This is a genomic window from Aeromicrobium sp., assembly GCF_032084975.1.
GTDB lineage: Bacteria > Actinomycetota > Actinomycetes > Propionibacteriales > Nocardioidaceae > Aeromicrobium.
This window is the reverse complement of the sequence record NZ_DAMDLR010000082.1, coordinates 1-10,749: the sequence shown is the minus strand read 5'-3', so window position 1 is coordinate 10,749 and position 10,749 is coordinate 1. Positions and strand designations below refer to the sequence as shown.

Sequence of the window (10,749 nt, the reverse complement as noted above, 5' to 3'; positions counted from 1 at the left end):
GCGTGTTCTCCGGGGGTGAGGTCCTGCGGATCGCGATGACCGCGGTGGACCCGTCGGTCGAGGTGGCGGTCCTGGTCGCCGACGGCGACGTTTTCGCGGCGGGCGCCCGGCTGGCGACCGTCCGCGGCCCCGCCCGAGCGGTGTTGCGCAGCGAGCGGATCGCCCTCAACCTCGTGCAGCGGATGTGCGGGATCGCCACGCTGACCGCGGCCTACGTGGCGGCGGCCGGTCCCGGCGTGCGCGTCGCCGACACCCGCAAGACGACGCCCGGCCTGCGTGCCCTCGAGCGGCACGCGGTCCGCTGCGGCGGTGGGCACAACCACCGGTTCAGCCTGTCGGACGCGGTGATGGCCAAGGACAACCACCTCGCCCTCGTCGACGACGTGACGGTCGCGATCCGCGCGGCCCGCTCGCGCCTGCCGCACACGACGCACCTCGAGGTCGAGGTGGACCGGCTCGACCAGATCGAGCCGGTGCTGGCCGGGGGAGTGGACACGATCATGCTCGACAACTTCGACCTCGAGGACCTGCGCAAGGGCGTCGAGGTCGTCGACGGTCGCGCCCTGGTCGAGGCGTCCGGCGGTGTCAGCCTCGAGACGATCGGCGCGATCGCCGGGACCGGCGTCGACGTCATCAGCGTGGGCGCACTGACGCACTCCGTGCGCAACCTCGACCTCGGCCTGGACGTGCGGCTGTCGTGATCTACCTCGACCACGCCGCGACGTCGCCCGTGCGCCGGGAGGTGCTCGAGGCGATGTGGCCGTACCTGACCCGTGACTTCGGCAATCCCGCGAGCCACCACGACGTCGGCGCCGCGGCCCGCCACGGGCTCGAGGAGGCGCGCCGCCGGGTCGCCGTCATGCTGGGCGCCCGCCCGAACGAGATCACGTTCTGCAGTGGCGGAACGGAGTCCGACAACACCGCCGTCAAGGGCATTGCGCTGGCCGAACCACGCGGACGTCACGTCGTCGTCAGCGCCGTCGAGCACCCCGCCGTGCTGGAGTCCGCGGCCTGGTTGGGCCGGCTCGGGTTCGAGGTCACGGTCCTGCCGGTCGACGCGGACGGGGTCGTCGCGCCGGCGGTCCTCGCCGCGGCGCTGCGCGACGACACGACGCTGGTCAGCATCCAGTACGCGAACAACGAGGTCGGCACGATCCAGCCGATCTCCGAGCTGGCCGCGGCCGCCGCCGAGCGGGGCGTCCCGTTCCACACCGACGCCGTGCAGGCTGCGGGCTGGCTCGACCTGGACGTCGGGAGGCTCGGCGTGACGGGCTTGAGCATCAGTGGTCACAAGCTGGGGACGCCGAAGGGGATCGGCGTCCTGTGGGTCGACCGGCGCCGATCGTGGGAGCCCCTCGTCCACGGGGGAGGTCAGCAGGACGACCGCCGTTCCGGCACCGAGGACGTCGCCGGGGCCGTCGCGATCGCCACGGCGCTCGAGCTGGGCCACGGCGACCCGGACACGGTGGCCCGGCGCCGGGACCGCTTCACCGCGAGCATCCTCGGGGTCGGGGACGGAGCCGCCCTGACCGGGCACGCTCACAACCGGCTCCCCGGTCACGCATCGTTCGTCTTTCCCGGCCGCTCGGGTGAGTCACTCCTGGTCGACCTCGAGGCGCGTGGTGTCGTCTGCTCGAGCGGGTCGGCCTGTGCCGCCGGCAGCGACGAGCCCAGCCACGTGCTGACGGCCATGGGGTTCGACCGTGAGACGGCGCAGAGTGCGGTCCGCTTCACCTTCGACGCCTCGTGCGCCGAGGAGGACCTGGAGCGGGCCGCGGACGAGCTGACTGCGATCAGGGCCTAGGACCGCGTTCCTCTAGCCGGCGCTCGCGCGCTCGAGCGCCTTCGGCAGGAGCTCCGTCGCCGAGACGGCGGGCTCCCCGTCGCCGAGGTGGACCACGGTGACGACCGCGGCGTGCTCATCGTCGACCCGGCCGTAGGCACGCTGGGTGGTCTCGGTGCCGTTGGAGGTGTCCTGCGTGGCGACGAAGCCCACGGACCCGTCCGGGAGGCCCTCCAGCGGCTCGAAGGTGCCGGTGCTCGCGCCACCGGCCGCGCACTCCGCGATCAGCGACTCGAGGCGCGTGAAGGTGTCCTCGATGGCGACACTCGTGGCGGCGGGCCCCTGCACGGCCGAGCGCACTGTCGTGCCGTCGTCCTCCAGCGCGTACCAGGCGTAGACGAAGTCCTTCGACGCGGCCAGGTTCCACTCAGCGTCCATGGCGGCGCAGTTCGTCTTCGAGACGTTCGTCTGCGTGCTGACCTCGGCGCTCTTCACCGGCGGCAGGTCGGACCGCTGGAGCAGCTCGGGGTGATCGGACTCGGGCGTGGAGGACTCGTCCTCGCCGCACCCGGCGAGGACCAGCGAGGCGGCGAGCACCGCCGCAAGGACCGGGCGCCGCATCACTTCGCCGGCGCGTAGAAGGACTCGAAGGACTCGCGATAGGCCCCTTCGAGGTCGTAGTTGGTCGCGAACTCGTTCACGCCGTTCATGGCGCTCTGGGTGTAGGAGCCCATCTCCTCGTCCGAGATGTCGCTCTGGCTGATGAGCCGCCCGTTCTCGTACCAGTGGTCGGGCACCTCGTCGCGGGGGATGACCCCGGCCTCGATCAACGAGAGGTAGGTGTCGACCTTGACGCGGTTCGAGCCGGCCTCCGCGCGAGTCTCCGCGTTGTCGGTGGCACCGGCGGCCTCGGACGTCCACGCGTCGCCGGCGGCGTCCTTGCCCAGGTCGGTCGCCTGGCTCCAGCCGAAGTCCACCAGCTTCCCGCCCAGCTCGCCGACCTGGTCTGCGCCGGGCATGGGCACGAGGCCGGCGGCGTCAGAGACGAGGTCGATGTACACCTGCCGCTGCGCGTCGCGGTCGGCGGCTCCGTCGATCTCGACCTGGCCCACCGAGTACTCGGTGAACCCCTGCAGGGACGCGTTGCGCTGCAGGATGTCGCGCAGCTCGGTGCGCAGGCCGGGGTCGTCGGGGTTCTGGGCCAGCTGGGCGGCGATGTTGTTGAGCTGCGTCTTCTGGAAGCCGCCCACGCCCTCGGCGATGCTCTGCGTGCCCTCCTGCGTGCCCATGGCGACCTGCATCAGCGAGTCGAGGTCGCCCTTGAACAGCACGGGGTAGTGGTCGAACGCGCCGAAGTGGTCGAGCGCGAACGGTGCCGAGGTGCCATCGCCCTCGTCCGCGCCGTTGCGCAGGGCGTTGTCCACGGCCGGCATGTAGAACTTCAGCAGGTCGGCGACGTACGGCGAGGCCGGCTTGGCGTCCTCGGCATTGAACCCGTCGCTGTTCGCGACCTGGTCCAGGAACGAGGAGACCAGCTCGGTGGTGGCCTCCGGGTCGGACTCGAGGTTCGCGGTACTGGTGCCGATGCCCTCGACGGCGTGCGAGATGCCGGCGTAGCCGTCGGCCTTCCACTCGCGGTCGTTGAAGTAGTGGGTCTGGCGGTCCCAGCCGTCCTCGGTGGGCTCGGTGAAGAAGGTCAGGCCGGCCTCGGGGTTCTCGCCGAAGTTGTGCATGATCGCGGCCATCGGGTCGTCGTACCCGAGGCCGTCCTTGCCGGTGTCCAGGGGGCCGTGGCCGTTGTGGCCGTACCAGATGTCGGCCGTGAGTGGACCGTCCTTGGCCATGCGCTCGAAGTCGTCCAGCGTCCGCGCGGCGCCCAGCAGGAAGTCGGCGTCGTAGCCGGTGTCCTGCATGAGGAACGTGAGGATGTTCGCGCCGTTCATGCCCATGCCGAACTCGTCGGCGAAGGCGCGCTGCTCATCGTCGGTCAACAGCGGCGCCACGCTGTAGCGCACGATCTCGCGACCGAAGGACTCGGCGGGGAAGCCCGGCTCGTTCGAGGCGGTCGACAGGCCCGTGCGCAGGCGCTCGGCGAGGTCGGCGTACAGATCCGGGTCACCGGAGCCGCCGTACCCCATGAGCGAGGAGATGTTGGCCATGGCGCCGACGGTGCCGTCGGCTCCCAGCTCGGTGAACATCGACGCCATGACGTCGCCGTCCCCGTTCCAGGTGGCCAACAGGCCGGACAGGCGCTCGACCTCGTCGGCGTCGCTCTCGTGATCGAGGTCGCCGACCGCGTCGGCCAGCTCCTGGCCGAGGACCTCCTTGACGTTGGCCAGCGTGTCGTGCGCGACCGTGTAGCTCGCGGTCCCGGTGCCCTCCTGGTCCAGCAGGATCGCCAGGTCGCGACGCGTGGTGAGGTCCTCGAGGTGGTCGGTGAGCCACCGCGACTTCTTGCCCAGGGTGCTCTCGCCGAGCGAGGGCAGGCTGATGGGGGACGAGCTGGTCGCCACGGCTCGCTGGCTGTCGATGTCGCCGGACAGGCTCTCCAGTGCGGAGATGGCGGTGCCGATGAGCTCGATGTCGATCTCGACGGTCGTCATGGCCCGCCCCTCAGTACATCCGCTGCATGCGCCACTGGCGCGGCCAGTTGTTGCCGCGGTAGTCGTTCTCGGGAACGCGGTCGGGCTCGGAGTTGATGCGCGTCTGGATCGTGGAGGCGGCGTCGTCGAACGCCTCGGTGATGCCGGCGCACTGGTCCTTCATCTCGGTGATCCAGTCGTCGGCCTCGGTGCAGACCCAGCCCCCGTTGGCCAGCGGGTTGGCGATCTTGTCGAGGGGGGACCCGTAGCCGGAATGGACGTTGTCGCCGCAGTTGACGACGGTCGTCTTGGCCGTCTCGAGCGTGCTGCGAAAGAGGTTCGGCTCGGTCTTGTCCTCGGTGTCCTCGGGTGTCATCCTCGTGCTCCCCCTGCGAGTGAACGGTGTGCGCGCCGCCCAGCCTAGCGTCGCCGGGCCGCGCCGTCAGGTCGGCATGGTCACAAGGAACCATCTTCCGATGGTCGACTGGTACTGCTTGTTCCGCCCGCGTCCGATACGCTCGTGGCCAAGCATCCTGGTCCCTGCGTTCGAATATCGAGGGGACGAACCCAACAAGGAGACACACCCATGGTGCAAGCCCGGATCGAAGACCTGTACGCGCTGTACAACACGCTGAACAAGTCGATGCAGGAGACCGACACGATGGTCACCAACGTCGACGCGTCGTTGAACCAGGCGAACGAGGAGTGGCAGTCCACCGGTGCCAAGGAGTTCAACGAGGCCTGGGTCCAGTTCAAGCAGGCCCTGACTCAGCTGTGCCAGGCCTTCGCCGGTGCGGGCACCGACGTCGCCTTCCAACACAACAAGTTCGCCGAGGGCGCCAAGGAAGCCGACCAGCACCCGGTGCTGACGCCGCTGCAGTCGCCCCGCTGAGGAAAGCCTGACGAGACGCCCGACCCCGATGGGGCCGGGCGTCTTGTTGCGTCCGGGGGCGTGACCCCTACGACGCCGTGTAGCAGGTGGCCTCCTGGGCGACGGCCTCGAGCGCTTCGCCCATCTCGTCGGGATCGGCCGACCGCTCGCCGTCCAGCCACGCGGTCACCGACACCGAGCCGCACGCCCACGAGCCGCCGCGGTCGTCGGCCCTGGCCGTGCCGCCCAGCAGCGGGTAGGAGTCCTCCTCGCGCTGGAGGTCCTTGCCGAGCCGTTCGGCCTGGCCGGCCGGCAGGATCTCCGCCTTGACGGTGAAGCTGACGTCGCCGGCGTCGACACGACACGCGGCGCTGCCCCGGGTCGACTGGGTGGTGAACGGCAGCTGCTCGACTCGCTCGGCGCCGGCGGTGAAGCGATCGGTGCCCAGGACGGCCTCGACCGTGCCGGCCGGGATCGAGCAGGCACGGGTGGCCTCGTAGGCCGACTCCCCGCACCCGGCGAGCACGAGGAGGACGGGGACGGCCCCGACGGCGGCCCAGGCGCGCGAGCGCACGTCAGGACCGTCCGTACCGGTCGGTGAGCGTGCCGCGTGCGTCGGCCGCGCTGCTCTCCCAGCCGCCGTTGGTCTCCATGCAGGCCCTCTCTGCTCAGTCCGGTTCGAGGCTCAGGCCTTGGGCACCTGGATCCAGCGGAAGCCGGTCGGCTGGATCAGCAGGCCCCGGCCCGGCGGGACCGCCGCACCGACCGAGCGAGGCAGGCGGGCGTTCAGCACGTCTCCGTCGTTCGACGCACGCGGCGCCAGGACGAGACCCGTCCGGCCCTTCTTGAGGTCGGCCGTGAGGCCGCGGTACATGCCGCTGATCTCGTCGATGCCGCCCGCGACGATCATCGCGTTCGAGGTGTCGCGCATCCCGGCGAGAGTCTCTCCGAGGAGCTGGCCGACGGGTGTGTCGGCGCCCAGCACCTCGAAGTCGTCGACCACGATCAGGTGCTGGCGGCGCAGGTGACCGAGCGCCTCGCGGATCTCGTCGATGGGCTCGTTCCCGGTGAACACGCGCAGGTCGCGGGCCTCGAGGTCACGCAGAGGGGACCGGCGCGGTGCGATCACGAGCACGTCGTGCCGGTTCGCGAGGTGCTGCTGGACCGGCACGAGCAGCGCCGAGCTGCGACCCGAGCGCGGGGGACCGGCCACCAGGAAGCCCGGCCCCGTCATGAGCGGGTCGAAGCCTTCCAGCGCGAGCGTGTCGCCGCCGACGCCCACCGGGATGAAGGTCGGGCTCACCGCGGCGTCGGAGGGCTCGAACGAGAGGGCCTCGTCCAGGCTGATGGCGATGGGCAGCTCATCGATGCGGTGCGGTCGCAGCGTGCGCGGCAGGTCGCCGTAGCGCTCGGCGACCTCACGTCCCAGCTCGTGCAGCGCCCGGACCTGGGCCGTGCCCTCGGCCGAGGCGTCGATCATCGCGAACTGGACCTCCTGCGGGCGCTCACCGGCGCGGAAGCCGCGGCCCGGCGGGATGTGCGCGGGCACCTGCTTGGTCGGCAGGCCCACGACCGAGAAGTCGGAGGGGTCGCTCATGGACAGCACGATCCGGTCGTCGACCAGGAGCGAGTAGCGTCCCAGGATGCCGGAGCGGTCCGCGCCGATCACGACGCGGATGCCGGCACCGACGCCTTCTTGCAGGAGACCGACGAGGCGTTCGAGGAGCACGCCGCCGTCGACGGACTCGAATGCGGTGGTGAAGCCCTCGAGGCGGTCGAGCAGGACGACCAGGTAGGGCATCCGGTCGGGGCCGTCGACGGCCGCGCGCTGCTCGGCGATGTCGGCGAAGCCCTGCTCGGCCAGCACCTGCTGGCGCTGGGTCAGCTCCTGCCCGAGGTGGGCGAACAGGCGGAAGATCCGGTCGGTCTGGGTGCGCGTGACCACGGCGCCGACGTGCGGCAGCGACATGAGCGGCAGCAGGGCGTTGTTGCCGGCGTCGATGCCGAACACGTGCACGTCGGTCGGGGCCGTCTGGCGGGCGATCGCGGCGGCGATCGTGCGCAGCGACCACGAGCGGCCGGACCGGGACTGGCCGGCGATCACCAGGTGCCCCGCGCGCTGCAGGTCCCAGCTGGCAACATCCTGCTGCTGCAGGTGGGGCAGGTCGCCGCGGCCGAAGACGATCGGCGGGATGTCGGCCTGCTCGCCGATGGCGGGCGCGGGATCGACCTCGAGGTCGTCGAGCGTGAGCGTCTCGGGCAGCGGCGGCAGCCACGGCTTGCGCATGGGCGGCAGGCCCATGACGTCGTTGGCGCCACGCAGCGCGCCGACCAGGGTCGCCAGGTCGGTGGGGACGGAGACGTCGTCCTCGTCCTTCTTGGCGACCGGCGGCGCGACCAGCTCGTCGACGCCGAACCCGCGTGACCGCAGGTCCGCGCGCTCGTCCCCGGCCGGCCGCCCGCCGACGCGGGAGCTCTGGAAGGGCGTCAGCGAGGAGTGCCCCAGGCGGGCGTACGCGCGACCGGGGAACGACTTGGGGATCTCGGCGGCGACCTTGGACTCGATGACGTCGTCGGAGTCGTTGGCGTCCGTGACGCGCAGGGCGATGCGCAGGTTGGTGTTCGACTTGATCTCGGCGTTGACCACTCCGGCGGGCCGCTGGGTCGCCAGGATCAGGTGCACGCCCAGGGAGCGGCCACGGCGGGCCACGTCGACCAGGCCGGTCACGAAGTCGGGCAGCTCGGCCACGAGGGCGGCGAACTCGTCGATGATGATCAGCAGGCGCGGCATCGGCTCGTCACCGGGCTGGCGCGCCGCGAGGTAGTCCTCGATGTCCTTGGCCTGCGCATCGGCCAGCTGGTGCTCGCGGTACCGCAGCTCGGCGCCGAGCGACTCGAGGGCGCGGGTCGTCAGGTGCCCGTCCAGGTCCGTGACCATGCCGACCGTGTGGGGCAGGTGCTGGCAGTCCATGAAGGCCGCGCCGCCCTTGTAGTCGATCAGGACGAAGTTGAACTCGTCCGGACGGTTGCCCACCGCGAGTGACGCGATGATCGTCTGGAGCAACTCGGACTTGCCCGAGCCGGTGGTGCCGGCGATGAGACCGTGCGGGCCGTCGGCGCGCACGTCGATCCGGAACGGGCCGTCGAGGCCCTCGCCGATGACCGCCTGGGTGGTGCGGCCGCCGCCGGCCCAGCGGCGCGCCAGCTGCTCGCCGGTGGGCTCGTCGAGCCCCAGCACGTCGAGCAGGCGGCTGGCCGCCGGCAGGCTCGAGCTGAGGTCCTCGGTGCTGACGTCGCGGATGGGCGCGACGGCGCGGCCGAGGCGCTCGAGCCACCGCGGCTCGACGATGTCGCGCCGGACCCCGTCGATGTGCTTCTGGGCGGTGGTCTCCAGGTCGAGCAGGTCGCCGTGCAGCTCGATCACGGCGCGGCACTCCTCGGGCAGCTCGCGGGCCGTGCGGTCGAGGCAGACGAAGTAGACGTGGACGAACGCGCCGGACTTGAGCAGTGACGTCATGCCCGGGGCCATGCGCAGCTCACGGGCGCCGTCGAGCACGACGACGACCGAGGGGAGCGCCTCGCGCTCGTCGGTGTCCAGCTCCTTGCGACGGTCGACGAGCGCCGTCAGCTCGGAGATCATGCTGGACCGGTCGTCCTCGTCGACGGCGAGACGGGCCGCGCGGGGGTGGTCCTCGCTCGTGCGGGTGTGGGGCAGCCACTTGGCCCATTCCCACGATGGGGCGTTCGTGCGGTCGGTGAAGATCCACACCGAGGCGTCGGTGGGGGAGTGCAGGGCCGCGACCTGGGCGACCAGCCACGACGTCGTCGTCAGGCACTCGTCCTGCGTGCCGCACACGCCCAGGACGGCCGTCGAGGCGAGCGGCACCATGACGGGCACGTCCGGAGCGGTCCAGCGCAGCGGCCCCTCGTGCTGCTCGCGGGTGGGGTCCTTGACGATGACGTCGGACTGCAGGTCGCTCGTGCCCAGCCGCAACTCGAGGAAGTCGGGGTCCCAGCGACGGCGTTCCCACAGGCGCGAGCGCGGACCCGTGGCGAACAGCAGGACCGAGGCAGGATCGGGGTAGATGGAGCGTCGATGGCCGCGTTCGTCGGTGATCGAGTCGACGGCGGCCTTCTCGATGTCGGCGCGGCGGCGGTGGAACTCAGCCAGCTGCTCCTGGTACCGGACCTTCTGCTGGCGCCGGGTGCCCGTCGCGTTCAGCAGCATCATGATCGGCATCAGGATCATGAACATGAGCGAGAAGATGGATCCGGTCCGCCAGTACATGAAGCCGCTCATCACCATCGGCGAGAGCATCATCACGATCGGGATCGGTGACTTGTCCGGACGCTTCGGCTCGCTCGGCAGCGAGAACTCGCGCATGCGCTCGGGCGGGTGCAGGCGCGGCGGACGGTTGTAGTCGAGCTCGGGGCCGTTCGCGGAGGGCGAGAGCGAGGCGTCGGGCGCCCTGACGCTGCCCAGCTCGAACAGGACGTCGCCGACGCCCAGGACGATCCCCTCGGCCCACTGCTGCGGCGCGGAGACCGGCTCGCGATCGAGCCGGACGAGCGGCAGGGCGGCGCCGGGATCGATCTGGCGCCCCTCCTGCAAGGCGCTGAGGCCGGGGCGCTTGCGGCGGAACCGACGCTTCGACCGGGTGGCGACGCTGGCTTCGAGGACGATCGGCTCGGTTGGCGGCTCACGCCGGACGGGGACGTCGAGGGTCAGGTCGGCCGCGGACGGGTCGGTCGTCACGGCCACGGTGCCGTGGGCGTTGACCTCGAGGCGCGCGGCCACGTCGGGCACGCCGGCCACGCGGATGGCGCAGTGGTCGGCCGACCCGATCGTCCAGGTGCCGATGCCGAGTCGGTGGACGCGACCCGCGCCCCGGCCCGAGCTGACGCGCACCTCGACCAGGCCCTGCGGCTCGCGCCCTCGGTGTCGGCTGGGGCCGCCCAGTCCCACGATCGAGCCGTGGCGGATGCCGGCCGTCGCCAGCGTCTCGTGGGGGTCGAGGCGGCGCGACCCCAGGAAGATGCCCGGACCGGCCGCCTCGGGCTCGCGGCGAGAGTGCAGGTCGATCACGTCGGCGACGCCGGCGTGCGGGCTGCGCTGGCCGAACTCATCCTGCAGCAACGCCTCGAGATCGCCGACCGTGCTGCTCGCGGTGTACCCGACGATGACGTCGCGGCTCGGCCGTGAGGAGCAATCGCATGCTGGTCAGCGTAGAGGGTGGACAGACGCTCGGTCCCCGAGAGGAACACATGGCCGGATCGGGCTACACTGTGCTGGTTCCACAGGGGGGTCGTGCAACGGGGGCGCGGCGGGACTCACCGTGGGGCGCACCAACGTCTGCAAGAGGGAGCCGCATCCATGGCGATTCGTACGAGCAACGGATCGGTCAGTGACGCTGTGCAGGACCGCCAGCGCGACCGCACCGCACGGGGAGTCGGCGGTCGCGCCGCGCCCGCCGCCGCCGCGTGTGGTGGATCGTCGGTCTCGTCGTGATCCT

Annotated in this window: 9 protein-coding genes; 4 read left to right on the top strand and 5 right to left on the bottom strand. The window is 71.4% G+C overall.

Annotated elements, in window-relative coordinates:
- Together nadC and RT323_RS14285 are read left to right on the top strand one after the other, a co-directional pair.
- On the top strand, positions 1–701 hold a 701-nt coding region (gene nadC, locus RT323_RS14290; protein WP_313409654.1), incomplete at its 5' end, for a carboxylating nicotinate-nucleotide diphosphorylase.
- Entirely contained in the window at positions 698–1,804 is a 1,107-nt protein-coding gene (locus RT323_RS14285; protein WP_313409652.1) for a cysteine desulfurase family protein, read from the top strand. The genes nadC and RT323_RS14285, both read left to right, overlap by 4 nt.
- 12 nt (positions 1,805–1,816) lie before the next feature.
- Here RT323_RS14285 and RT323_RS14280 read toward each other — a convergent pair whose 3' ends face one another.
- From RT323_RS14280 to RT323_RS14270, 3 genes are read right to left on the bottom strand one after another with little or no spacing between them, the layout of a single operon-like run.
- Entirely contained in the window at positions 1,817–2,404 is a 588-nt protein-coding gene (locus tag RT323_RS14280; RefSeq protein WP_313409651.1) for a hypothetical protein, read from the bottom strand.
- Positions 2,404–4,386: a DUF6571 family protein gene (locus RT323_RS14275; protein WP_313409649.1), complete on the bottom strand. Its 1,983-nt coding sequence runs from the start codon at positions 4,384–4,386 to the stop codon at positions 2,404–2,406. Before RT323_RS14275 ends, RT323_RS14280 begins: the two co-directional genes overlap by 1 nt.
- A gap of 10 nt (positions 4,387–4,396) precedes the next feature.
- Positions 4,397–4,741: a hypothetical protein gene (locus tag RT323_RS14270; RefSeq protein ID WP_313409647.1), complete on the bottom strand. Its 345-nt coding sequence runs from the start codon at positions 4,739–4,741 to the stop codon at positions 4,397–4,399.
- Between the two features lie 210 nt (positions 4,742–4,951).
- On the opposite strand from RT323_RS14270, the gene RT323_RS14265 reads away from it, so the two are divergent.
- The gene (locus RT323_RS14265; RefSeq protein ID WP_313409646.1) at positions 4,952–5,257 is read left to right on the top strand and encodes a WXG100 family type VII secretion target; all 306 of its coding nucleotides are present in this window, start codon (positions 4,952–4,954) and stop codon (positions 5,255–5,257) included.
- 67 nt (positions 5,258–5,324) lie between these two features.
- Here the strand turns inward: RT323_RS14265 and RT323_RS14260 are convergent, their stop codons facing one another.
- Positions 5,325–5,810 (bottom strand): hypothetical protein, encoded by a 486-nt coding sequence (locus RT323_RS14260; protein ID WP_313409645.1) that lies wholly within the window; start codon positions 5,808–5,810, stop codon positions 5,325–5,327.
- Between the two features lie 111 nt (positions 5,811–5,921).
- Entirely contained in the window at positions 5,922–10,373 is a 4,452-nt protein-coding gene (locus RT323_RS14255; protein ID WP_313409644.1) for an FtsK/SpoIIIE domain-containing protein, read from the bottom strand.
- Positions 10,374–10,610: 237 nt separating this feature from the next.
- Here RT323_RS14255 and RT323_RS14250 point away from each other — a divergent pair, with 237 nt between their 5' ends.
- Positions 10,611–10,745 (top strand): hypothetical protein, encoded by a 135-nt coding sequence (locus tag RT323_RS14250; RefSeq protein ID WP_313409643.1) that lies wholly within the window; start codon positions 10,611–10,613, stop codon positions 10,743–10,745.
- Positions 10,746–10,749: the final 4 nt, after the last annotated feature.